Below are 23,699 nucleotides of genomic sequence, written 5' to 3'. Positions count from 1 at the left end.
TCAGTCCTCCCCCAGGATCTGCGGCACCTTGAAACGCTGCTGCTCCTGGGCCGGGGCGCCGGAGAGCGCCTGCTCGGGGGTGAGCGAGGGACGGACCTCGTCCGCGCGCATGACGTTCGTCAGCGGGAGCGGGTGCGAGGTCGGCGGTACGTCTTGGTCGGCGACCTCGCTGACGCGTGCGACCGCGCCAATGATGTCGTCCAGCTGGCCTGCGAAGTGGTCGAGTTCTTCGGGCTTCAGCTCCAGACGCGCCAGCCGGGCGAGGTGGGCGACCTCCTCGCGCGTGATGCCAGGCATGCAGCGATCCTCTGGGGTGAGTGCGTGTCGTTTGGGCCCAATCCTATGGGGCCGCGCCGGGTGCCCGTGAAACGGCTGACCCGGACCCCGGCGAGTACGACCACGGGCACGGCGTCCGTCCCGGAATCCGCCCCTGACGAAGCGGTCGCCGCGGCCAGGCGCGACGGCACCGGTAGCGCGTGGCCACCGCGACTACTACTCGGCGGCCGGCAGTGCCGCCCGGGGCCGCTGCCAGCCACGCGACCCCCGCGCACGCAGCCATGCCGTCGTCTCCTCGGGCGGCATCGCTGCGGCAACCAGCCAGCCCTGTACGGCGTCACAGCCCAGGTCCCGCAGCCGCTCCCAGGTTTCGTCGTCCTCCACGCCCTCGGCGACGACCAGCAAACCGAGCGAATGGGCCAGGTCGACCGTGCAGCGCACGATCTCCGCGTCCTCGGTGTCGACGGCCAGCCGGGCAACGAAGGAACGGTCGATCTTCAGCTCGCTGACCGGCAACCGCCGCAGATGGACCAGGGACGAGTACCCCGTGCCGAAGTCGTCCAGGGACATCTTCACACCGTGCCCGGTGAGTCCGGCGAGGGTGTCGGCGGCCTGCTGCGGATCCTCCAGCAGGACGTGTTCGGTTATCTCCAGCTGGAGCGCTCCGGCCGGGACCCCGTGCCGGGCCAACCGGGCGGCGACCGAGCCGGCGAACCCCGGCGTGTGGACATCGCGCGGGGAGACGTTCACGGCGACCGGCACACGCAACCCCTGCGCCCGCCAACGGGCAACCTGCGCGAGCGCGGTCTCCAGGACGTACTCCGTCAGATAGGGCATCAACCCGGAGGACTCGGCGATCGCTATGAACTCGTCCGGCGGCACCTTCCCGCGCTCGGGATGCACCCAGCGCACCAGTGCCTCCAGCCCTGCGACCTGCCCGTCGAAACGGACCTTGGGCTGGTAGTGAAGCTCTACGTCGTTCGCCTCCAACGCCCGCCGCAGATCGCCCAGGAGACCAAGCCGGTCCGGGGTGTTGGAGTCCCTCTTGGACTCGTACGCCTCCACGCCCGTACGGTCCCTCTTCGCCTGGTACATCGCCACGTCGGCCCGACGCAGCAGCCCTTCCGCGTCGAGCGCATGGTCAGGGAAGACGGCGACACCCGCACTGGCCTCCAGCACAAGGGTGAGCCCGTCCAGGTCCAGGGGCGAGCTGAGCGCGGTGACGAGACTGCGGGCGGCGCGGGTGGCCGAGGTGGTGGAGTCTGCTACCGGCAGTAACACGGCGAACTCGTCGCCGCCGAGCCGGGCGGCCTCGGCGCCGCGCGGCAGCGCGAGCCGCAGCCGGTCGGCTATCTGGAGCAACAGCCGGTCACCGGCGAGATGACCGAGGGTGTCGTTCACCGACCGGAACCGGTCGAGGTCGATCAGCATGAGGGCAGCACGGGCACCGATGCGTTCGGCGTCGTCGAGAGCAGTCCAGATCCGCTCCAGCAGCCACTGCCGGTTGGGCAGCCCGGTCAGCAGATCACGCAGTTGCTCCTCGGCGCGGGCGTGCGCCATCCACAGGGTGGAGTCGAGAGCGATGAGCGGGATGGCGAACAGCGGCAACAAGACCGGCTGGGCGTCCGCGACAACGCAGAGCAGGGGCGCGATCCCGAGCAGCGCGACGGCGACGAGGCCCTGTCTGACCAAGGCGGAGCGGTCGATGGCGGGGACCCTGCCGCCGCGTGGGGCATGCAGGTACCACAGCAGGCCGCGGCTGACGGCGAGGTAGGTGGCGGCGGCGAGCACGACCTCGGGTGCGGTGGTGATGCTCCAGCTGTCCGGCCGCCAGGGCTCCTCAACACTCGGGATCCTGCCGAACGCGCTGAGCAGCAGAGCGCCGGCGCCGATGCCGAGGATGTCGACCGCGCCATGCAGTACGCCCTGCCGCCAGTCGTGTCGTCGGGCGATGCCGACCAGGACGACGACCGTGAGGCTCACCAGGCCTGCGGGCACCCAGCCGTACAGCAGCAGAACGGCGAGGGTGAGGGCGACGCCGGAACCGGTGCCGCTCCACCAGCGGGCGCGGCCCAGCATGACGAGGTGGCAGACGATGATGCCGGTGAGCAGGGCCAGCGACCAACCGACCGTACCGCTGGGGAAGAGGGCGTGCTGGTCGGCGAAGGCGCGGTAGAAGCCGGCGCCCAGGACGAATCCGGCCGCTGCCACGACGGAGGCGGGCGGTGCGGGCCAGGACAGGTGGCGTTCGGACCCGGCGCCCACCGGGCCAGGGGCAGACTCGATGGCCAGGGATGTGGGAGGCCGCGCCTTGGTACCGACGGCCGGCCCCGACAGGCGTGCCTGACCGCCGGTCCACCCGCAACCGCGACCCGTCCGCCGGTTCCCCCGCCATCCGCCCGCACGGCGGCGCAGACGCAGCCGTGAGTCCGGGGCGACGCTCTCGGTCGGTTCCATTCCCGTCCCTCTCACAGCCGGCGGTACCCACGCCACGCGGCCCGATGCCCGACAGCCATCAGCGGCTCCGCGTCGAAGAAACCTTCCCCGCGCCTCTGGTGGGCAGGGGGATGCCCCGGCCGCAGCTGGACACGGCAGGCGCACCCCTCAACAGTAGGCCGCAGAAGGCTTCCACGGGCACCGGTCGTCGACGGTTGCCCGAATAGGCACGGGCCACCCGTATGCAACTGATATGCGCCGATCGGGTGGCCTTCAACCGCTACTCCCCGGTCGGAAGTGCGACTTCGGCCGCGGCTTCGGGGCCTTGCTCCAAAAGGACGGCGAAACCGTCCTCGTTCAGAACCGGAACCTTGAGCTGCATGGCCTTGTCGTATTTCGATCCAGGGTTGTCACCCACAACAACGAACGAGGTCTTCTTGGAAACCGAACCGGTCACCTTCGCGCCTCGGCTCTGCAGGGCCTCCTTGGCACCGTCCCGGGTGGAATTCTCCAGAGTGCCGGTGACGACGACCGTGAGCCCCTCCAGCGGGCGCGGCCCCTCGTCCTCGCCGGAAGACTGCTCCTCCAGCGGGACTCCGGCGGCCTTCCATTTGCGGACGATCTCACGGTGCCACTCCTCGGCGAACCATTCCTTGAGCGCGGCGGCGATGACCGGGCCGACGCCGTCGGTGGTCGCGAGCTCCTCCTCGGTGGCCTGTTCGATGCGGTCGACGGACCGGAACGCGCGGGCGAGGGCCTGGGCGGCCACCGGCCCCACGTGTCGAATCGACAGGCCGTTCAGGAAGCGGGCCAGCGGACGCCGCTTGGCCGCCTCGATGTTCTCCAGCAGGGCGAGGGTGTTCTTCTTGGGTTCGCCCTTCTGGTTGGCGAACACGGTGACGACCTTCTCCTCGCCCGTCCTGGGGTCCCGCTTGGGCAGACCGCTGTCCGGGTCGAGGACATAGGCCTTGATGGGCAGCAGCCTGTCCACCGTCAGGTCGAACAGGTCGCCCTCGTCCACCAGCGGCGGATCGGCCGGCTCCAGCGGGCGGGTGAGCGCGGCGGCGGCCACCTCGCCGAAGTGCTCGATGTCCAGGCACTCGCGGCCCGCGAGGTAGGACACCCGCTCGCGCAACTGTGCCGGGCAGGTACGGGCGTTCGGGCAGCGGAGGTCGATGTCGCCCTCCTTCATGGGCCGGAGCGGCGTACCGCACTCGGGGCACTCGCCCGGCATCACGAACTCCCGCTCGCTGCCGTCCCTGAGGTCAGCCACCGGACCGAGGATCTCCGGGATGACGTCACCGGCCTTGCGGATGACGACCGTGTCGCCGATGAGCACGCCCTTGGCCTTGACGACCTCCTGGTTGTGCAGGGTGGCGAACTCCACCTCGCTGCCGGCCACCGTGACCGGCTCGACGTGGGCGTAGGGCGTGACGCGGCCGGTGCGGCCGACGCCCACCTTGATGTCGATGAGCTTGGTGTTGGCCTCCTCCGGCGCGTACTTGTAGGCGATGGCCCAGCGGGGCGCCCGCGCGGTGGAGCCAAGACGGCCCTGGAGGCGGATCTCGTCCAGTTTGACGACGACTCCGTCGATCTCGTGCTCGACGGAGTGGCGGTTCTCGCCGTAGTACGCGATGAATTCCCGTACGCCGTCGAGGTCGTTGACCACGCGGTTGTGCCGCGAGGTGGGCAGGCCCCAGGTCCCCAGCAGTTCATAGGCGTGGGAGAGGCGGGTCATGCCCGTGAATCCCTCCAGCGCACCGATGCCGTGGACGACCATGCGCAGCGGACGGGTGGCGGTGACGCGCGGGTCCTTCTGGCGCAGCGAACCCGCGGCGGCGTTGCGGGGGTTGGCGAACGGTTTGTCACCGGCCGCGACCAGACGTTCGTTGAGTTCGAGGAACTTCTCCATCGGGAAGTAGACCTCGCCGCGGACCTCCACCAGATCCGGGACCTCGGCGCCGTGCAGCCGGTCCGGGATATCCGCGATCGTCCGGACGTTCGGGGTGATGTCCTCCCCGGTGCGGCCATCACCCCGCGTGGCCGCGCGGATGAGGCGACCGTGCTCGTAGGTGAGGTTGACCGCGAGGCCGTCGACCTTCAGCTCGCACAGGAAGTGGTACTCCTGGTCGCCCAGGTCACGGGCGATCCGATCGGCCCAGGCGGCGAGTTCGTCGTCGTTGAACGTGTTGTCCAGCGACAGCATCCGCTGGCGGTGCTCGACCGCCGAGAACTCCGTCTGGTACGACCCCGCGACCTTCTGGGTCGGCGAGTCAGGGGTGCGCAGCGCCGGATACTCCTCCTCCAGGGCCTGCAGAGTCTTCAGGAGCTGGTCGAACTCCGCGTCACTGATGACGGGAGCGTCCTTCACGTAGTACCGGAAGCGGTGCTCCTCGACCTGCTCCGCCAGCTGCGCGTGCTTGTTGCGGGCCTCGGCGGGCACCGCCGTCATCTCCGCCTGCTTGTCGCCGGCCACCGTGTTGTCCTCCCGTTACTCTGGGTTGTCCGCGAGGGATCTCGCCGCCCGGACGCAGTGGGCGAGCACCTGGCGCGCGTAGGCGGGGGAAGCACCCGCCAGCCCACATGCCGGGGTGACCGTGACCGCCTCCGCGAGCAGCCCCGGACCCAGCCCCAACCTGCGCCACAGCGTCCTGACACCCATGACGCTACCGGCAGGGTCTGACAACGGGCCGTCCGTGCCCGGCACGACACCGGCGAACAGCCGCGTGCCGGCCTCGATGGCCTCCCCGATCGCCTCGTCGTCACGCTCGGTGAGCAGTGCGGCGTCGCAGGAGACCGCTGCCACCCCGGCCCTCCGCAGCAGCGCGAAGGGGACGTCCGGTGCGCAGGAGTGCACGGCCACCGGTCCCCCGTCGTGCACCCCGACGACGTCCCGCAGCGTCGCTTCGACGGTCTGCCGGTCCACGGCCCGGTGTGTGCGGTAGCCGCTGGCGGTGCGGACCCTCCCGCGCAGGACGGGGGTGAGGGACGGCTCATCGAGCTGCAGCACGATCCGGGCACCGGGGACCCGGCGCCGCACCTCAGCGAGGTGCAGCCGCAGCCCCTCGATGAGGGAGGCTGCCAGGTCACGGCATGCGCCGGGGTCGGAGAGCGCGACCTCGCCGTTCTTCAGCTCCAGTGCGGCAGCCAGGGTCCACGGGCCGACGGCCTGCACCTTGAGATCCCCCCGGTACCCCTGGGTGAACTCCTCCAGGGCGTCCAGGTCCTCCCCCAGCCAGGACCGGGCCCGCTTGGTGTCCCGGCCCGGCCGGTCCCCGATCCGCCAGCCGCTGGGCTCCACGCGCGCGTACAACTCGACCAGCATCCCGGCGGTGCGGCCGATCATGTCGGCTCCGGGGCCCCGCGCGGGCAGCTCGGCCAGGAACGGAAAGTCTTCCACGCTACCGGTGACGGTTTTGGCGGCCTCCCGCGCGTCGGTGCCGGGCATGGACCCGACGCCGGTGGCGGCAGCAAAGCGCATGTTGTCGTTCACGGGGTGAAGCCTACGTAGACGCCGCCGGGCCCGGGTCCGGCAGACCGGTCCCCGCCGGGCCGGTGCCGGGCGGTCAGCGCCCCGGCCGCACCGTCAGGTCGTTGACCTCCGCGTCCGCCGGCAGGTCCAACGCCATCAGGATCGTCGTGGCGACGGACTCCGGGTCGATCCACCGCGAGGCGTCGTACTCCCTGCCCTCCTGCCGGTGGACCTTGGCCTGCATGGGGCTCGCCGTACGGCCGGGATAGATGGAGGTGACCCGGACCCCGCCCGCGTGCTCCTCCTGGCGCAGAGCGTCGGCGAGGGCCTTCAGACCGTGCTTGGAGGCGGCGTACGCGGACCAGCCGGCATGGGCGTTCAGTCCGGAACCCGAGTTGACGAAGATCACATGGCCGCGTGCCGTACGCAGCTGGGGCAGGAGGTGCCGGGTCAGCTCGGCGGGGGCGACCAGGTTGACGTTGAGCTGGTGGTGCCAGGACTTCGGGGTGAGGTCGCCCACCGCGCCGAGCTCGACGACCCCGGCGACGTGCAAGAGGGAGTCCACCCGGTCCGGAAGCGTCTGGTGGGAGAACGCCCAGGACAGCCTGTCCGGGTCCGCGAGGTCGCCGACCAGCGTGCGCGCCCCGGGGAACGCGGTCGCGAGGTGCTTCGCCCGGCCCGCGTCACGCGCGTGCAGCACGAGATCGTCCCCGCGCTCGTGCAGACGGCGGGCCACGGCCGCGCCGATGCCGGAGCCGGCCCCGGTGATCACATGAGTAGCCATGCCCGCCATGCTCGCATCAGCGGACGCCCAGCCGCTCCTGTAGGTGGGCCAGGGCCCCGGCCGGCTGCTCGGCGAAGAACACCAGCTCGGACAGGGGACGCGGCAGGAAGCCCTCATCCTCCATGCGAAGGAACTGCGCACGCAGGCCGTCATAGAAGCCGGCGGTGTTCAACAACACGACCGGCTTCTCGGTGCGGCCGTGCTTCTTCAGCTCCAGGATCTCGGTGGCCTCGTCCAGCGTGCCGGTACCGCCCACCATGATCACCACCGCGTCCGCCCTCTCCAGCAGCAGCTTCTTGCGTTCGGCGAGATCGGCGGCGATGACCATCTCGTCGGCGCCGGGCCGCGCCTTGTTCGCCAGGAACTCCACGGAAACGCCCAGGAGTCTGCCGCCCGACGCGTGCACACCGTCAGCGACCACCTTCATCAGGCCGACGTCGGAGCCACCCCAGACCAGGGTGTGGCCGCCCTTGCCGATCAGCTCCGCGAACTCGCGCGCCGGACGCGTGTAACGCTCGTCGAGGTCGGCGGCGGAGAGGAAGACGCAGATGTTCATGACGCCCACCGTACGGCTCCCCTACCGTACGACCATGGCCCAAGGACACACGATCACCATCGAGCAGGGCGAGCGGCACGTGCGTGCGGTGCACGGCGACCAGGTGCTCGCAGAGACCGGACGAGCCCTGGAACTGCGCGAGACGGGGTGTCCGACGCGCTACTACATCCCCGCCGACGACGTGCGCACCGACCTGCTGACGCCGTCCGAGACCCACACCTACTGCCCCTTCAAGGGCACGGCCTCGTACTGGTCGCTGCCCGGCGCACCGGATCTGGTGTGGGCGTACCCGGACCCGAAGCCGGACGTGGCCGCGATCAGGGATCACTTCTGCTTCTACGACGTCGACGTGTCGTGACCGACGAGTCGTCTCCCGTGCGGCAGTCTGCACGGACATGGACGAGATGACGACTTCCCGAGACGGCACCCGCCTCGCGTACGACGTGATCGGCCAGGGGCCCATGGTGATCCTGGTGAGCGGCGCCCTGTCCACCGGCGGCACCATGATGCCCCTGGCGACGCGGCTCTCGGACCGCTGCACGGCCGTCGTCTACGACCGCCGGGGCCGCGGTGAGAGCGGCGACACGCGACCGTACGCGGTAGCCCGTGAGGTGGAGGACCTCGCCGCGCTGGTCGACGCGGTGGGCGGCGAAGCGGCACTCTTCGGGGTCTCCTCCGGTGGCGCACTAGTGTTGGAGGCCGCCGCGAGCGGGGTGCCGGTCCGTCAGGCGGCGGTGTACGAGGTGCCGTTCGCCGACTTCCTGGAGGGTGGCGCCGAGCGGGAGGCGCGGTACAAGGAGCAGTTGGGCCAGGCGCTCGCGGAGGGTCGGCCCGGGGAGGCGGTGGAACTCTTCCTCCGGTTGACGGGCCTCGGCGAGGAGGTGATCCGGGGTGCCCGCCAGTCCCCCATGTGGGCCGGCCTGGAGGCCGTCGCGCCGAGCCTCGCCCACGACGACGCAGTCATGGGTGACGGCCTCCTGCCCCGGGAGCGGGTGGCCGCGATCTCCGTGCCCGTGCTGTCCGTCGCGGGCGGGGCGAGCCCGGGCTTCATGCGCGAGGCGTCCCGGGCGATCGCGGAGGCGGTGCCGCTGGGTACCCACCGCGTGCTGGAGGGGCAGACCCACATGGTGGAGCCCGAGGTGCTGGGGCCGGTGCTGACGGACTTCTTCACCGGGTGACCCGGGCGGCGCACCTGTCCACCGCCACTGCTGCCGCTCCCGCCGGCGCACCACCGCCCTGCCGCGAGCCCACTGGTCACCCCACCGCGGCTGTCGCGCGGGTGGTCGACGCGATCGTCGCCGAGCCCACCACGCGGGTGCCGTCATACAGGACGATCGCCTGACCCGGGGCGACCCCGCGAACCGGCTCGGTGAAAACGACGTGCAGCTCACTGCCGACCGGCTCCGCGGTGACCTCGCTCTCGCCGCCGTGCGCACGGAGTTGGGCCGTGTAGGTGCCGGGGCCGGTGGGGGCGGTGCCGCACCAGCGGGGCTTGATCGCGGTGAGTGCGGTGACGTCCAGCGCGGCGACCGGGCCGACGGTGACCGTGTTGGTGACGGGGGAGATGTCGAGTACGTAGCGCGGCTTGCCGTCGGGGGCCGGGGTGCCGATGCGTAGCCCCTTGCGCTGGCCGATGGTGAAGCCGTAGGCGCCCTCGTGGGTGCCGAGCCTGGTGCCGGACTCGTCGACGATGTCGCCCTCGGCCTTGCCGAGCCGCTGCGCCAGGAAGCCCTGGGTGTCGCCGTCGGCGATGAAGCAGATGTCGTGCGAGTCGGGCTTCTTGGCCACCGCGATTCCCCGGCGCTCGGCCTCGGCGCGGATCTCCTCCTTGGTGGTGACCGTGTCGCCGAGCGGGAACATCGCGTGAGCGAGCTGTTTCTCGTCCAGGACACCGAGGACGTACGACTGGTCCTTGGCCATGTCGGAGGCGCGGTGCAGCTCGCGGGAGCCGTCCGCGCGCACGATCACCTTGGCGTAGTGGCCGGTGCAGACGGCGTCGAAGCCGAGGGCCAGCGCCTTGTCCAGCAGCGCGGCGAACTTGATCTTCTCATTGCAGCGCAGGCACGGGTTGGGGGTGCGACCGGCTTCGTACTCGGCGATGAAGTCCTCGACGACGTCCTCACGGAAGCGGTCGGCGAGGTCCCAGACGTAGAACGGGATGCCGATGACGTCGGCCGCCCGGCGGGCGTCGCGTGAGTCCTCGATGGTGCAGCAGCCCCGCGCGCCGGTACGGAAGGACTGCGGGTTCGCGGAGAGCGCGAGGTGGACGCCGGTGACCTCGTGGCCGGCTTCCGCGGCGCGCGCGGCGGCGACGGCGGAGTCGACTCCGCCGGACATGGCGGCGAGGACGCGGAGGGGGCGGGTGCGCTGCGGGGTGTCAGTCATAGCTCTTCCAGGGTACGGGGCGCGGGAACCGGGGCCGCCGGACATCCGTTGGAGACCACGTGCGGGTGGGGAGCGAAGATCGTGCGGGGGCGAAGGACGACACGGACCGACGGCTGGGCCGGCGCGCCCTGCTGGTCGGCGGAGCCGCGGCTGCCGTGGGTACAACGGTGCTGGCCAGGCGGGAGGTGTCCCGGCTGTGGTGGCGGCTGCCTGGCGTGGAGAGGCCCCGGGTCGCCGGGGCGGTGGACTTCCGCGGAGCGCGCTGGGTGGCGGCCTCCGCCGCGAACTGGCGCAGGGCGAACCGACCCGACGACTATCCGATCGACCGCGTGGTCATCCACGTCACCCAGGGGAGCTACGCGTCGGCGGTGAAGGTCTTCCGGGACCCCTCTTACGGGGCGGCGGCGCACTACATCGTGCGCAAGGACGGTCGGCTCACCCAGCTGGTCCGGGAACTGGACGTGGCCTTCCACGCGGGGAACAGGCAGTACAACGAGCGGAGCGTCGGCATAGAGCACGAGGGCTTCGTGACGGAGGCCTCGTCCTTCACCGACGCCATGTACGCGACCTCAGCACGGCTGACCGCGGCGATCTGCAGCCGGTACGGCCTGCCCGTGGACCGGGATCACATCATCGGCCACGTCCAGGTGCCGGGCACCGACCACACGGACCCCGGGCCGCACTGGGACTGGCACCGGTACATGCGGCTGGTACGCCGGGCCGGTACCGCACCGCGCTGAACGGTTACGTGAGGCCCGCCGCCCGCGCCCGCTCCACCGCGGGCCCGATCGCCTCGGCCACCGCTTGGACGTCCGCCTCGGTCGAGGTGTGGCCGAGGGAAAAGCGCAGTGTGCCACGGGCCAGTTCCGGATCGGTGCCGGTGGCGAGCAGGACGTGGCTGGGCTGGGCGACACCCGCGGTGCAGGCGGATCCGGTGGAGCATTCGATGCCCCGGGCGTCCAGCAGGAGCAGCAGGGAGTCGCCCTCGCAGCCGGGGAAGGTGAAGTGCGCGTTGGCCGGGAGGCGGCCCTCGGGTGCCGGATCGCCGCCGAGGATCACGTCCGGCACGGCGCTGCGGACGGCGTCGATCAACTGGTCGCGCAGGGCACCGATCTCGCGTGCGAACCACTCGCGCTGTCCGGCCGCGAGCCGGCCGGCGACGGCGAAGGAGGCGATGGCCGGGACGTCGAGGGTGCCGGAGCGGACGTGGCGTTCCTGACCGCCGCCGTGCAGGACGGGCACCGGCGTGTACTCGCGGCCGAGCAGCAGGGCGCCGATGCCGTAGGGGCCGCCGATCTTGTGGCCGGAGACGGTCATCGCGGCAAGGCCGGAGGCGGCGAAATCGACCGGCACTTGACCGAGGGCCTGAACCGCGTCGGCGTGCAGCGGGATACCGAATTCCGCGGCCACACTGGCGAGTTCACGGACCGGCAGGACGGTGCCGATCTCGTTGTTGGCCCACATCACGGTGGCCAGGGCGACATCATCCGGGTTACGGGCGATGGCCTCGCGCAGTGCCTCGGGATGCACCCGGCCGTAGGAGTCGACGGGAAGGTAGTCGACGGTGGCGCCCTCGTGTTCGCCGAGCCAGTGCACGGCGTCGAGGACCGCGTGGTGCTCAACGGGGCTGACCAGGATGCGGGTCCGGGCCGGGTCGGCGTCCCGGCGGGACCAGTACAGGCCCTTGACGGCCAGGTTGTCGGCCTCGGTGCCGCCGGAGGTGAAGACGACCTCGCTGGGGCGGGCGCCCAACGCTTCCGCGAGGGTCTCGCGGGACTCTTCGACCGTTCGGCGGGCTTTGCGGCCGGAGGCATGCAGCGAGGATGCGTTGCCCGTGATGCTCAGCTGGGCGGTCAGCGCCTCCGCCGCCTCCGGGAGCATCGGGGTCGTGGCGGCGTGGTCGAGGTAAGCCATGGTGCGGCCGATTCTACGGGCCCGTTGCGGTGGGCTACGGCAGTGCACCCCGTATGCGCCACCGGCATGCGCCACACGGGCCCCGCCGGCCCGGCGCCCGGCGCGGCGGGCCTTGCCCCGTCGCCCTCGGGGCTCCCGCTCGGGGACCGGGTCGGATGCGGCTGCTCAGCGGTCGGCTACAGGCTCCACGAGACCGTGTGGGTCAACTGCATCGCGATCACCAGGACCGCCAGGTCGGCGACGCCCAGGGTGAGACCCAGGTACGCACGACCGCGGCGGACGGTGCCGCGCCAGAGGGACACACCGGCCAGGGCGATGGCGATCGGCCCCAGGAAGACATTGAGGACGAGCAGGCCGAGGAGGCCGAGGATGAAGGACGCCACGGCCATCCCGTCGGCGTCACGCGTTCCCGTACGGGTGGTGCGGCCGTTGGTCGGTGCGGTGAGTTGCATGGTGCTCAGCTCCTGGAACTCGATTCCGGGCGATCGGGACGATCAGTGGGCCGAGGTGTGGTGCTGGCGGCCGTGGTGCTCGCGGACCGCGAAGATGCCGAGCCAGACGGCGATGACGGCAGCCAGGGCGGCGGTGACGCTCAGCGGTGCATGGGCGACGGTGCCCAGCACCACACCGAGCAGCATGAGTGCGGCGACGAGGAACAGCATGGGATCGAACCCCCCTCCGGGATGCCTCGTGTCTTGCCTCGCATAAAGCTTCGGTGAACAGTTGTAGTAACAGTTGTTCACTGACCTTGAGTCTAGCGCGTTCGACGGCTTTCCAATTCCAGAGAACAGTTGTTAACTGGATGACATGAGTCACACCCTCGGTGTCCGGCAGGCCAGGAAGCAGAAGACCCGGCAGGCGTTCCTCGAAGCGGCGCTCGCGTTGCTGGAGGATCAGAGCCTGAGCAGCCTGGGCCTGCGCGAGGTCACCCGAGCCGTCGGCGTCGCCCCGACGGCCTTCTACCGGCACTTCCGGTCAACCGCGGACCTCGGCGTGGCCCTGGTCGACGAGGCACTGGGCAGCCTCCATGCGATGGTGCGGACGACGGTGTCCACGACGGGCGACGGCGAGGAACGCATCAGGCGCGCCATCGAGCTGATTGCCCGTCATGTGGACACCTACCCGGCGCACGTCCGTTTCATCGCCCGCGAGCGGCACGGCGGGGTGCAGCCGGTGCGCGAGGCCATCCGGGCCCAACTGGGCCGGTTCGCGGAGGAGGTGAAGGTCGGACTGGCCGCGGACCCCGAGGCCGGGGGCTGGAACGACGACGACCTGCTGATGCTCGCGCACCTCTACGTCGACCTGATGCTCAGCACCGCCTCCCTGTTCCTGGAGGCGCTGGAGGCCCCGCAGGAGGAGCGGGAACGGGTGACGCAACTCGCCACCCGGCAGCTGCGGCTCATCAGCATCGGCCGCAGTCACTGGCTGGACTGACAGGGGCTGGCCCCGCTGGGCCTGCTCTGCGGACGACCCATCGACCGACGCACCAACCGCCCGACCTTGGGGCCTGCCCTGGAAGCTCAGCTCCGGGCCCGGCCCGCCCCCTGGTACAGACCCGTGACGGAACGCGCCGCCGCCAGCAGTTCCGCCCGGGCCTCGGGAGGCTCCAGCACTTCCACTTGGTCTGAGAACGCGAGGAGTTGGCGCACCGCCCGGAGCACCGGGTACGACAGCCTGGCGGTGACCCACTCGCTCTCGCCGTCATCGTCGACGCCGTCCGTCAGCTGCGGGCCGGCCATCCGCCGGAACATGTCGAGGCGCTCGCGCCGGACCCGGACGGTGACCTCGACACCGTTCTCGCGGTCCTCCACCTGGCGGCGCAACTCGGCCCAGACGTCGGCGAGTTCGACACTCGGCCGGCGCCGTACCGACTCCTCCAACAGGCGGGCGGAGCGCACCCGGTCGGCCCGGAACAGCCGTGGCCGACCACGCCGGTCGGCGACGAGGTACCAGATACCGGCCTTGGCGACCAGGCCGTAGGGGTCCACGGTGTAGGTCCGCGGCTCGCGCTCCCCGCTGTGTCGGTAGCGGAGCCTGAGGCGCCGGTCAGAGAACACCGAGTCCTGCAGTACCTCCAGGTCGACGGCCTGTTGCGGGCCGCTCCGCCACCGGGTGGCGTCGACCAGGATGCGGCGGCTGGTGACGTCGGCGGCCGGCCGGTGCGGCGCCGGGAGCGCAGCCATCACCTTGCGCAGGGCCGAACCGAGGGCCGCGTCCAGACCCAGGGCGGCGTGCGCACCCTGCGCGGCCAGGACGAACAGGGCGCGGGACTCGTCGGCCGTCAGTCCGGTGACGTCCGTGCGGAATCCAGCGAGGAGTTCGATGCCGCCGTGCCTGCCGCGCTCTGCGTAGACCGGGACGCCCGCAGCCGACAGCGCCTCGACGTCCCGGTAGACGGTGCGGACCGACACCTCCAACCGGTCGGCGAGTTCACGCGCGGGGACACGCCCTCGGGTCTGCAGGAGCAGCAGGATCGACAGCAGCCGGCCGGACTTCACGCCCCCAGCATCCCGCCGCACCAAAGCCTTGCGCAAATGTTGACGTGTTCTGTCAGGTTATTGCTGGATCCTCGGCCCTACCGACACAACGGAAGGCACGTGATGACCACTCACCCCGCTTACCAGGACCCGCGCCCCGCCTACACCCGCGCCACCGGACAGGCGGCGGCACTCATCAGGACGGTGCGCCCGGAGCAACTCGACGGCCCCACACCCTGCGCCGCATTCGACGTACGCGACCTGCTGAGCCACATCGTCGGCGGCACCCGGCGGATCGCGGTCATCGGCGAGGGCGGCGACGGGCTCGCGGTGCACCCGTTCGCCGAGGGCGTCGGGGACGCCGAGTGGGCGTCCGCCTACGAGGAGGTGCGCACCCGGGTGCTGAAGGCCTGGGAGCCTGACGAGCGGATGGCGTCCTCGGTGCGCGTCCCCTGGGGCGAGGTCCCGGGACACACGGCTCTCTCCGGCTACGTCATGGAGATCGTCACGCACACCTGGGATCTCTCCGAGGGCCTCGGCCATCCGCTCCCGCTCGATCCGGAACTGGCCGGATTCGCCCTCACCACCGCCCGCGCGTTGCTGCCCGACAGTCGCCCGCGCGACGCGCAGACCCCGTTCGACGCGCGCCGGGAAGCCCCCGCAGGTGCCGGTGTCTACGAGCAGTTGGCGGCCTGGATGGGGCGCACCCCGCTGACCCGGGACTGAGACCCGGCTCAGCCGAGCCGGACCCGGGCCAGCTGGCGGGACTGGGCGACCAGGCGGTCCGCACTGTCCCAGACCTCGGCATCCTCCTCCAGAAAGCCGCCGGCCAGGTTGCGGGTCGCAATGGACACCCGCAACGGGCCGGGGGCCGGTCGGTGGCGGACGTGGACGGTGAGTTCCACCGTGGGAACCCAGCCCTTGAGGCCGATCTCGAAAGCGGTGGGAGGCAGGGCGTCCACCGTGAGCAGCAGCGAGAGCGGGTCGGCGTCCCGGCCGTCGGCGAGCCCGAACCAGGCCCTCATCTCGCCCTTGCCGGAGGGCGCGCCGAGCGCCCAGCCGAGGGTGGCAGGGTCCAGCCTGAGCATCAGACGCTCGGTGATGGCCGAGCTGCCCGGCACCGGGACCGGCGAGTTGTCGGCGCCGAAGCACTGCTCCATGGGCGGGATGGCGGGCGGCTTCGCCGTCGTGCGGACGTCGTCGGGGAGGGTGGCGAGGTCACCGTAGGAGGCCAGGACACGGATGCGTTCGACCTCGTTGCCCTCGTCGTCGTACTGCAGGAGCGAGGCCTGGCCGGTGGAGAGGGTACGGCCGGTACGGACCTGCTGCGTGCGGACGACCGCCGGGCCGGGCTGGGAGGCGGTCAGATAGTGCGCGGAGACGGTGAAGGGGTCGGGGTGCGGAAGGGCGTCCGCAAGCGCCCGGCCGAGCACGGCCAGCAAGTAGCCGCCGTTGACCGCGTTGATGATCGTCCAGCCGTCCGAGAGGCTGATGTCGTAGACCCCCGACTCACGCCGGGTGACCGTGGTGTCCCGGTCGAACTCACTGTCGCCGATCACGGCCGTCCGCGCGGCCGGTACGGAAGCTGCTTCTGGCATGGACGAACGGTACAACAGGAAACTACTAAGCGGTAGCTTTTCCTCTGGACAGTTCCCTGACCTCGACACACTCCCGCCTCCGAGTGAGATTCCGACAATTTCTCGGTAAGTGTCCGGACACGTCCACAACCCCGGTGCACGGATATCCCTCTATGAGGACATGAGCCTCACCGGGACTACGTTCCTCTACACGACCATCGTGCTGACAGTGGTCGCCCTCGCACTGCCGCTCACCCTGTGGTCTCGGGTCCGCGGACCCCAGCCGTTGCGCGCCGTGGCCAGGCTCTTGATGCTGCTGTTCGCCCAGGGCACGGCGGTCACGCTGGTCTTCGTCCTGGTCAACAACCAGAACAACCTGTACGACAACTGGGCCGACCTGCTCGGCACCGGCAACCACGTCGAGCAGGCCACCGACCTCGGCCAGGACGGCACCGGCGGGATTGCGGTGAAACGACTGCCCAAGGTCAGACAGACCTTCAGACCAGCGGGAGGTCCCCGGATGCACGCGTCCGGCGGCGTACGCGTCACCCAGCTCAGAGGCCGGGTCTCGGGAGTGAACGCAGAGGTCTACGTCTGGCTGCCGCCGCAGTACAGCGAGCCGGCCTACCGCCACCGGAAGTTCCCGGTGGTGGAACTGCTGTCGGGCTACCCGGGTTCGGCGAAGGCGTGGTTCGGGTCACTGAAGGCCCACGAGCAGTTGCTGCCACTGATGCGGAGCGGACGGGTGGCGCCCTTCATCCTGGTCGCTCCGCGCACCAACCTGCTGGCCAGCGTCGACACCGGCTGCGCGAACATTCCCGGTCAGGTCAACGCCGACAGCTGGCTCAGCCTCGACGTACCGAAGATGATCACGGACAACTTCCGGGCCCAGCCGGCACCGCAGGGCTGGGCGGTGGCGGGGTACTCAGCAGGCGCCCACTGCGCGGCCAAGCTGGCCGTCGCCCACCCCGACCGCTACCGAGCGGCCGTGAGTCTGTCCGGGTACAACGATCCGATCGGCGAGCGCAACTCCCTCGCCGCCCAGACTCCCGCGCTGCGCGCCGCGAACAACCCCTACCTGCTGCTGCGGAACGCCCCCGTGCCGCCCCGGGTCGCGCTCTACCTCTCCGGCGAGTCCGGCGACGGCTACGAGGCCGGCATGGCCCTGGAGTCAGTCGCCAAGGCGCCGACCACCGTGCACGTGCAGTTCCTGCCGCGGAGCGCCGGCGGCCACAACATGGCGCTGTGGCGGCCACAGGTCACCCCGGCCTTCCGCTGGCTCACCCTACAGATGGGACAGGGCCGCGCCCCGGGGCAGGCCGGCTCCCGGACCGGGTCCGGCACCGGGCCTACTCCTCGGTCACCGTCGAACGACGGTTCCACGCACGCGGCGCTCGCCAGTGGAACCGCATGGCGAGCAGCCGCAACGCGAAGGCGGTGACCGCCGCGAGGCCACTGGTGAACGTGGTCAGGGCGGCATAGTGGATGCACAGCGCGACCATCGTGGCGCCCACGATCGCCGGAACCGCGTACAGATCACGGTCCCAGCGCAGCAGCGAAGGGACCTCGTTGGCCAGGACGTCCCGCAGCACACCGCCGCCGACGGCGGTGGCGAGACCCAGCGCCGCGGACGCGGTCACACCGAGGCCATAGCTGTACGCCTTGGTCGTACCGGTGACGCAGAACAGGCCGAGACCGGCCGCGTCGAACACGAGCACCGCGGCCTGGATGCGTTCCACGTGCGGGTGCAGGAAGAAGACGACGAGCGCGGCGAGCAGCGGGGTGAGGAAGTACCCGAGGTCCGTGAAGGCGGCCGGGGGCACGGCGCCGATCACGAGGTCGCGGAAGACCCCTCCCCCCAGCGCGGTCACCTCGGCGAGGACGGCGATGCCGAAGACGTCGAAGTTCTTCCGGACGGCAAGGAGCGCACCGGAGATCGCAAACACGAAGATGCCGACGACATCGAGCGTGTGCTGAACGGAGGGACTGAAGAACGTCTGGAGCTGCACCCTGACATTGTCTCCTGTCAGACCGCCTGAACCTTACAAAGCCAGGCCCACAGGATGAGTTTCCTTGCACACAACAGTCGAGGCCGACAAGCCGTCCCGCCGCGGACGCCCGAAATTGGGGTGCTTCCGCAACACCCCCACCACTCAATTGACCGTTCACTGTCAACACTTCTACGGTCCCCGCTGCCCCACGACCCGCCGGAGCGGGAGCCGGACCACTCAGCAGCCGGACCACTCAGCAGGGGGAATGCGTGCGCGAACCCGAACTGCAGCACCACCGTGCTGGCAGGGGCACCGCCGGACTTCCGGCGACCGGCGTCGGATGGAAGTCACCGGGCGACCAGCCACTGGCCCGGCCCCGCCACCGCGTGTGCCCCGGCAGTCCTGGACTGCCGGGGCACACGCGGTGGCGGACTCTCGTCACCCGTCCTCGGTGACCGCCCTACTTGTCCTCGTCGACCGTGGGTTCACCGGAGTCGGAGCCCGTTTCCGTCGAGCGCGCAGAGGACGCGTCCGAGGAAACTTCAACACCGGCTTCAGGGCCCGCCTCCGGCGATTCCCCGGACGCCGTTTCGGAGGCGGCTTCCCGGTCCTCGGCCCCTGCCCCTTCCGCACCGGTCCGGTCCGGGGTCGTCCCGGCCGCCTCCTTGGCCGCCGACAGCAGAACCGTGTCCTGGGGCGCCTGGTCCTCGAAGTTCTCCGGGTGGTGGCAGGCGACGCGCTGACCGGGCTTCAACTCCACGAGCGGCGGCTCGGTGGTCCCGCAGATCTCCGTCGCCTTCCAGCACCGGGTGTGGAATCGGCAGCCGCTCGGCGGGGAGATCGGCGAGGGTACATCGCCCTTGAGCAGGATGCGCTCGCTCTTGGCGTTCCTTCGCTTCGGGTCCGGAATCGGGACTGCCGACATCAACGCCTTGGTGTAGGGGTGCATCGGCGCCTTGTACAGCGAGTCCCGGTCGGCCAGCTCGACGATCTTGCCGAGGTACATCACCGCGATCCGGTCCGAGACGTGCCGGACGACCGACAGGTCGTGCGCGATGATCACGTATGTCAGGCCCAGCTCCTCCTGGAGGTCGTCCATGAGGTTGACGACCTGGGCCTGGATCGACACGTCCAGGGCGGACACCGGCTCGTCGGCGACGACCAGCTTCGGCTTCAGAGCCAGCGCCCGGGCGATGCCGATGCGCTGGCGCTGACCGCCGGAGAACTCGTGCGGGTAGCGGTTGTAGTGCTCGGGGTTGAGGCCCACGACCGACAGCAGCCGCTGCACTTCCTTCTTGATGCCGCCCTCGGGCGTGACGCCCTGGAGCCGGAAGGGAGCGCCGACGATGGTGCCGATGGTGTGGCGCGGGTTCAGCGACGAGTACGGATCCTGGAAGATCATCTGCACGTCACGGCGCATCGGGCGCATCCCGCCGACGCCGAGGTGGGTGATGTCCTTGCCCTCGAACTCGATGCTGCCGGCGGTCGGCTCCAGGAGCCGGGTGATCAGCCGGCCCATCGTCGACTTGCCGCAACCCGACTCGCCGACGACGCCGAGGGTCTCGCCGGAGCGGACTTCGAAGTCGAGCCCATCCACCGCGCGCACCGCGCCGACCTGCCGCTGCAGCAGCCCCTTCTTGATGGGGAAGTGCTTCTGCAGCCCGGTCACCTTCAGGAGCACTTCGCCGGGTGCGACCTCCTTGGTGAGAGTGGCCGTCCCGGAGTCCTTCGCCTCCGTGCCCTCGCTCTGTGCAGGGATGGTCACGGGCTTGTCCTCTGCGTTCTCACTCACAGCTTCGGCGCAATCTCTTCGGTCCAGATCCGCTCCCGCTGCTCCTGCGTCATGTGGCACGCGGCCCAGTGCTGGCTGCCGACCTCGGTCAGCTCCGGACGGACCGTGCGCGTGACGTTGTCCTTCGGGATGTCGGCGTACGGGCAGCGGGGGTTGAAGGCGCAGCCGGACGGGACGTTGATCAGGGAGGGCGGGGATCCCTTGACCGGGGTGAGGCGATCCTGCTGCTCCCGGTCGAGGCGCGGCATCGAACCGAGCAGCCCCCAGGTGTAGGGGTGGCGGGGTTCGTAGAACACCTTGTCGGCCGGGCCACGCTCGACACAGCGACCGCCGTACATCACCAGGATGTCGTCGGCCAGTTCGGCGACGACGCCCAGGTCGTGCGTGATGATGATGACCGCGGAGCCGAACTCCTTCTGCAGGTCCCGCATCAGGTCGAGGATCTGCGCCTGGACGGTCACGTCGAGGGCGGTCGTCGGCTCGTCCGCGATGAGTAGCTCAGGGTTGTTGACCAGCGACATCGCGATCATCGCGCGCTGGCGCATGCCACCGGAGAACTCGTGCGGGTAGTTGTCCACCCGCTTGTCCGGCTGGGGAATGCCCACGCGGTCGAGCATCTCGACCGCCCGCTTGCGCGCGGTCTTCTTGTCGACGTTGTGGTGGATCCGGTACGCCTCCACGATCTGCTGGCCGATCGTGTAGTACGGGTGCAGCGCGGACAGCGGGTCCTGGAAGATCATTGCCATCTCGCGGCCGCGCATCTTGCGCACCCGGTCGGGGTCGGCCGACAGCAGTTCAGTGCCGTTCAGCCAGATCTCGCCGGAGATCTGCGCCTTGCGCTTGCCGTACTGACCCGTGGTGTGCAGGCCCATGATGCCGAGCGAGGTGACCGACTTGCCGGAGCCGGACTCGCCCACGATGCCAAGGGTCTTGCCCTTCTCCAGCGTGAAGCTGAGTCCGTCGACGGACTTGACCAGACCGTCGTCCGTCGGGAAGTGCACCTTGAGGTCACGCACTTCGAGGAACGATGTGGGCGCGGCCGAGTCGCTGGTGGGCTCGCCCACGGCCGCTCCGCTCTTGCTGAGTTCGGTCATGAGAGCCTCACTCGGGGGTCGATCACGGCGTACAGGACGTCCACCACGAGGTTGGCGATGAGCACCGCGACAGAGGTGATCAGGGTGACGCCCAGGATGAAGGGCAGGTCCTGGTTCTTGATCGCGTCGAGCACTTTCTGGCCGAGGCCGGGCAGGCTGAACGTGGTCTCGGTCAGGATCGCACCGCCGATGAGGGCACCGAGGTCCATGCCGAGCATGGTCAGGATGGGGGTCATCGTCGAGCGCATGGCGTGCTTGCCGATGACGACCTGCTCCTTGAGGCCCTTGGCGCGGGCGGTGCGGATGTAGTCCTCGCCGAGGATCTCCAGCATGGTGGCGCGGGTGATGCGCGCGTACATCGCCGCGTAGAGGAAGGCGAGGGTGATCCAGGGCAGGATCATGCCGCCGAGCCAGCCGGTAACGCTGTCGCTCAGAGGAACGTATTCCCCGTTGATCCAGCCCAGTCCGTAGGAGAAGACCGCAAGGCTGAGCAGACCGGTGAAGTAGATCGGGAGGGACACCCCGCCCAGGGCGACGACCATCGCACCGCGGTCCCACAGGCTGCCCCGCTTGAGTGCGGAGAGCACACCCGCCGAGACGCCGAAGACCAGCCACAACACGGCGGCACCGAGCGCGAGACCCAGGGTCACCGGGAAGCGGTCGGTCAGTACCGGCCAGACGGCCTGCTCACTGCGGAAGGAGTAGCCGAAGCACGGTGCGGCGCAGTGGGTGACGTCACCGCCGGCCGCGTAGGTGCGGCCCACGAAGATGCCCTTGAAGAAGTCCCAGACCTGAAGGTAGACCGGGTCGCCCAGGCCGAGCTTCACCCGCACGGCTTCCACGGCCGCAGGGTCGGCCTGCTTGCCCACGAAGCTCGTGGCGATGTCCACGCCTGCCCACTTGGGGACGAGGAAGAAGATGCTGAAGACCACCAGGATGATGACCACCAGCATCACTGCGGCGGCGAACAGCCGCCTGATGAGGTAAGCGAGCACAGCTTACGGCCCGCCGCGGATCGTGGGCCGCCGGAGGTCTTCCGGCGGCCCACGCTCTCGCCGCGCCGGCCTTCACCTGCCTTTCGTGCCGTACGGCGGGTGTGCCGGGGTTACTTCGAGGACTTCAGGCCCAGGTTGACGAAGTCGTACATACCGCTGTACGCGTTCGTCGAGTACACGTTGGCCAGTCGCGAGGAGCGCCAGTTGATGAACTTCTCGAAGGTGAAGGGCAGGTAGTAGCCACCCTCCATCACCTTGTGGTTGATCTCCGTGGAGATGCTCGTCTGCTTCGCCGGGTCGGTCGCCTTGATGTACTGGTCGAACAGCCCGTCGATCGTCTTGTCCTTGACCAGGGCGAAGTTGTTGTTACCGCTCTGCAGGATGTACTTGCTGTCCCACAGCGGCAGACCGTAGCCCTGGACGCTCGGGAAGTCCGGGCCCCAGCCCATGATGATGATGCCGTAGCCCTTCTTCTTCACGTTGGCGGGGCTACCGATGATGCCGGCGGTCTGCGAACCGTCGTACTGGTCGATCTGCGCGTCGATGCCGACCTTCTTCAGCGACGCCTGCAGGGACTGGGCGGTGGCCACCTCGACCGGCTTGTTGTTGCGGACCGCGATGGTGGTGCTGAAGCCGTTGGGCTTGCCGCAGGCCTTCAGCTCGTCCTTGGCCTTGGCCACGTTGCCGTTCTTGTTGGCACCGGCGATCTGGTACGGGTCGTACTTCTGGCCCTCGGCACCCGGCACGGACGGCGGGAGCATGTTGGTGCCGATGTCACCACCGGCGACCGGGCCACCGCGAGCGGTCTGCAGCGACACGTGGTCGGCGCCGTAGATCACGGCCTTGCGGCAGTGGATGTTGTCGAACGGCTTCACGCTCTGCGGGAAGACCGCGTAGCGGACGTAGCCGGAGACCGGGTTGTCCAGGTTGCCCTTGTGCTGCTTCAGGGCGATGGTGCGGCCCTGCGGCGACAGGCCGGTCTGGTTGAGGTCCAGGTCGTAGTCGCCGGCGATCAGGCGCTGGTCCATGTCGTTGGCGTTCGTGAAGAACTTGACGCTGATCTTGTCCGGGTACGCCTTGCGGACCGGGTCCGAGGACGCCTTCCAATTGGTGTTGCGCACCAGGACGATGCCCTTGCCCGGGCTGTACGACTGGAACTTGTACGGACCGTCGGAGAAGGGGTGCAGCGAGTACTTGGACTTGGTGTCCTTGTCCTGGCGGACCGGCGACGCCGAGGGCAGCGCGATCATCTGCCGGAAGTCCGAGTTGGCCTGCGGCAGGTGGAAGACGATCGTCTTGTCGTCGGGCGTGGAGATCGCCTTCAGACCCAGGTGGTCAGCGGAGGTGTCCTTGTAGGGGCCCTTGTACGTGCCCTTGGGGTCGAGCACGTTCTTGAGGTAGACCGGGCCGCCGGAGAGGACGTCCTGCGCCCACATCCGCTCAATGCCGTACTTGACGTCCTTGGAGGTGAGCGGCTTGCCGTCCTCCCAGGTGAGGCCGTCGCGCAGGGTGAAGGTGTAGGTCTTGCCGTCGTCCGAGACCTTGCCCATGTCGGTGGCGAGGTCCGGCTGCAGCTCGGCACCCGCCTTGCCCGGCTCGGTCTTGTAGGTGACCAGCTGACGGCTGTAGTAGCGCATGAAGTTCCACGCCATGCCGTAGTAGCCACGGGTGGTGTCCCACGAGTCGGCGTCCTGCGTGCTCGCGAACTTCAGCTCGCCGCCCTTCTTGGCCAGCGAGGCCTGGGCGACCTTGTTGTTCGCCGCGTCGAAGCCGGCCGCGCCGTTCTTCGAACCGCCGCTGTCCTTGCCGCCGCCGCACGCCGCCGTGGTCAGCAGCCCGGCGACCACGACGGCAGCGGCCATGGCCTGCTTGCGCCGCCCTGAGGTGCGTTGGGTAGTCACGATCTCGGATCCTCCGGATTTGATGAGAGGCCCCGTGAGCAGTGCCACG

23 protein-coding genes are annotated in these 23,699 nt (G+C 69.9%); 6 read left to right on the top strand and 17 right to left on the bottom strand.

The genetic code is table 11. From position 1 onward, the window contains the following. The 6 genes from gatC to LK06_RS23860 form a co-directional block, all read right to left on the bottom strand. Nucleotides 1-297 carry an Asp-tRNA(Asn)/Glu-tRNA(Gln) amidotransferase subunit GatC gene (gatC, locus tag LK06_RS23885; protein ID WP_018531282.1) on the bottom strand — a complete coding sequence of 99 codons (297 nt, stop codon included), beginning with the start codon at nt 295-297 and terminating at the stop codon, nt 1-3. A 195-nt stretch (nt 298-492) separates the two neighbouring features. Continuing rightward, entirely contained in the window at nt 493-2,733 is a 2,241-nt protein-coding gene (locus LK06_RS23880; protein ID WP_043432127.1) for a putative bifunctional diguanylate cyclase/phosphodiesterase, read from the bottom strand. A gap of 259 nt (nt 2,734-2,992) precedes the next feature. Next, a complete protein-coding gene (gene ligA, locus LK06_RS23875; RefSeq protein ID WP_174674003.1) occupies nt 2,993-5,164 on the bottom strand; it encodes an NAD-dependent DNA ligase LigA in 2,172 nt (723 codons plus the stop codon). Between the two features lie 39 nt (nt 5,165-5,203). Further along, on the bottom strand, nt 5,204-6,193 hold the full coding sequence (locus LK06_RS23870; RefSeq protein ID WP_039653400.1) for a methionine synthase: 990 nt from the start codon (nt 6,191-6,193) through the stop codon (nt 5,204-5,206). Between the two features lie 85 nt (nt 6,194-6,278). Continuing rightward, a complete protein-coding gene (locus tag LK06_RS23865; protein ID WP_039653330.1) occupies nt 6,279-6,977 on the bottom strand; it encodes an SDR family oxidoreductase in 699 nt (232 codons plus the stop codon). Between the two features lie 7 nt (nt 6,978-6,984). Continuing rightward, on the bottom strand, nt 6,985-7,524 hold the full coding sequence (locus tag LK06_RS23860; RefSeq protein ID WP_039653401.1) for an LOG family protein: 540 nt from the start codon (nt 7,522-7,524) through the stop codon (nt 6,985-6,987). A 34-nt stretch (nt 7,525-7,558) separates the two neighbouring features. Here LK06_RS23860 and LK06_RS23855 point away from each other — a divergent pair, with 34 nt between their 5' ends. Next, on the top strand, nt 7,559-7,882 hold the full coding sequence (locus LK06_RS23855; protein WP_039653403.1) for a DUF427 domain-containing protein: 324 nt from the start codon (nt 7,559-7,561) through the stop codon (nt 7,880-7,882). A gap of 37 nt (nt 7,883-7,919) precedes the next feature. Continuing rightward, on the top strand, nt 7,920-8,702 hold the full coding sequence (locus LK06_RS23850; protein ID WP_039653332.1) for an alpha/beta fold hydrolase: 783 nt from the start codon (nt 7,920-7,922) through the stop codon (nt 8,700-8,702). A gap of 76 nt (nt 8,703-8,778) precedes the next feature. Here LK06_RS23850 and mnmA read toward each other — a convergent pair whose 3' ends face one another. Beyond that, on the bottom strand, nt 8,779-9,909 hold the full coding sequence (gene mnmA, locus LK06_RS23845) for a tRNA 2-thiouridine(34) synthase MnmA (RefSeq protein WP_043404170.1): 1,131 nt from the start codon (nt 9,907-9,909) through the stop codon (nt 8,779-8,781). Nucleotides 9,910-9,974: 65 nt separating this feature from the next. Between mnmA and LK06_RS23840 the strand changes: the two genes are divergently transcribed. After that, nucleotides 9,975-10,649, top strand: coding sequence for an N-acetylmuramoyl-L-alanine amidase (locus LK06_RS23840; RefSeq protein ID WP_039653405.1), 675 nt, complete (start codon nt 9,975-9,977; stop codon nt 10,647-10,649). Nucleotides 10,650-10,653: 4 nt separating this feature from the next. On the opposite strand, the gene LK06_RS23835 is transcribed toward LK06_RS23840, so the two are convergent. The 3 genes from LK06_RS23835 to LK06_RS33850 form a co-directional block, all read right to left on the bottom strand. Next, entirely contained in the window at nt 10,654-11,823 is a 1,170-nt protein-coding gene (locus LK06_RS23835; protein ID WP_039653336.1) for a cysteine desulfurase family protein, read from the bottom strand. Nucleotides 11,824-11,999: 176 nt separating this feature from the next. Beyond that, complete coding sequence (locus tag LK06_RS23830; RefSeq protein WP_039653338.1) at nt 12,000-12,275, bottom strand: hypothetical protein; 276 nt, start codon at nt 12,273-12,275, stop codon at nt 12,000-12,002. 42 nt (nt 12,276-12,317) lie between these two features. Next, nucleotides 12,318-12,485: a hypothetical protein gene (locus LK06_RS33850; RefSeq protein WP_039653339.1), complete on the bottom strand. Its 168-nt coding sequence runs from the start codon at nt 12,483-12,485 to the stop codon at nt 12,318-12,320. A 145-nt stretch (nt 12,486-12,630) separates the two neighbouring features. Between LK06_RS33850 and LK06_RS23820 the strand changes: the two genes are divergently transcribed. Continuing rightward, nucleotides 12,631-13,257, top strand: coding sequence for a TetR family transcriptional regulator (locus LK06_RS23820; protein WP_039653341.1), 627 nt, complete (start codon nt 12,631-12,633; stop codon nt 13,255-13,257). 86 nt (nt 13,258-13,343) lie between these two features. On the opposite strand, the gene LK06_RS23815 is transcribed toward LK06_RS23820, so the two are convergent. Beyond that, on the bottom strand, nt 13,344-14,321 hold the full coding sequence (locus LK06_RS23815) for a helix-turn-helix transcriptional regulator (RefSeq protein ID WP_039653342.1): 978 nt from the start codon (nt 14,319-14,321) through the stop codon (nt 13,344-13,346). Nucleotides 14,322-14,423: 102 nt separating this feature from the next. Between LK06_RS23815 and LK06_RS23810 the strand changes: the two genes are divergently transcribed. Then, entirely contained in the window at nt 14,424-15,026 is a 603-nt protein-coding gene (locus LK06_RS23810; RefSeq protein ID WP_039653344.1) for a TIGR03086 family metal-binding protein, read from the top strand. Nucleotides 15,027-15,034: 8 nt separating this feature from the next. On the opposite strand, the gene LK06_RS23805 is transcribed toward LK06_RS23810, so the two are convergent. After that, nucleotides 15,035-15,898 carry a thioesterase family protein gene (locus LK06_RS23805; RefSeq protein ID WP_039653406.1) on the bottom strand — a complete coding sequence of 288 codons (864 nt, stop codon included), beginning with the start codon at nt 15,896-15,898 and terminating at the stop codon, nt 15,035-15,037. Between the two features lie 160 nt (nt 15,899-16,058). On the opposite strand from LK06_RS23805, the gene LK06_RS23800 reads away from it, so the two are divergent. Beyond that, the gene (locus tag LK06_RS23800) at nt 16,059-17,318 is read left to right on the top strand and encodes an alpha/beta hydrolase (protein WP_039653346.1); all 1,260 of its coding nucleotides are present in this window, start codon (nt 16,059-16,061) and stop codon (nt 17,316-17,318) included. Here the strand turns inward: LK06_RS23800 and LK06_RS23795 are convergent. From LK06_RS23795 to LK06_RS23775, 5 genes are all read right to left on the bottom strand, one after another. Further along, nucleotides 17,227-17,886 carry a trimeric intracellular cation channel family protein gene (locus LK06_RS23795; protein WP_039653347.1) on the bottom strand — a complete coding sequence of 220 codons (660 nt, stop codon included), beginning with the start codon at nt 17,884-17,886 and terminating at the stop codon, nt 17,227-17,229. The genes LK06_RS23800 and LK06_RS23795 overlap by 92 nt on opposite strands. 442 nt (nt 17,887-18,328) lie before the next feature. Further along, nucleotides 18,329-19,633 carry an ABC transporter ATP-binding protein gene (locus tag LK06_RS23790; RefSeq protein WP_039653408.1) on the bottom strand — a complete coding sequence of 435 codons (1,305 nt, stop codon included), beginning with the start codon at nt 19,631-19,633 and terminating at the stop codon, nt 18,329-18,331. 23 nt (nt 19,634-19,656) lie between these two features. Continuing rightward, nucleotides 19,657-20,754 (bottom strand): ABC transporter ATP-binding protein, encoded by a 1,098-nt coding sequence (locus tag LK06_RS23785; protein WP_039653349.1) that lies wholly within the window; start codon nt 20,752-20,754, stop codon nt 19,657-19,659. Next, nucleotides 20,751-21,749 carry an ABC transporter permease gene (locus LK06_RS23780; protein ID WP_039653351.1) on the bottom strand — a complete coding sequence of 333 codons (999 nt, stop codon included), beginning with the start codon at nt 21,747-21,749 and terminating at the stop codon, nt 20,751-20,753. The genes LK06_RS23785 and LK06_RS23780 overlap by 4 nt, the downstream gene beginning before the upstream one ends. Nucleotides 21,750-21,859: 110 nt before the next feature. Further along, nucleotides 21,860-23,650: an ABC transporter substrate-binding protein gene (locus tag LK06_RS23775; RefSeq protein WP_039653410.1), complete on the bottom strand. Its 1,791-nt coding sequence runs from the start codon at nt 23,648-23,650 to the stop codon at nt 21,860-21,862. Nucleotides 23,651-23,699 lie beyond the last annotated feature (49 nt).

Source organism: Streptomyces pluripotens (genome assembly GCF_000802245.2).
Lineage (GTDB): Bacteria > Actinomycetota > Actinomycetes > Streptomycetales > Streptomycetaceae > Streptomyces > Streptomyces pluripotens.
Note: the sequence above shows the minus strand (reverse complement) of the source record. Positions and strands in the feature narration are given on the sequence as shown.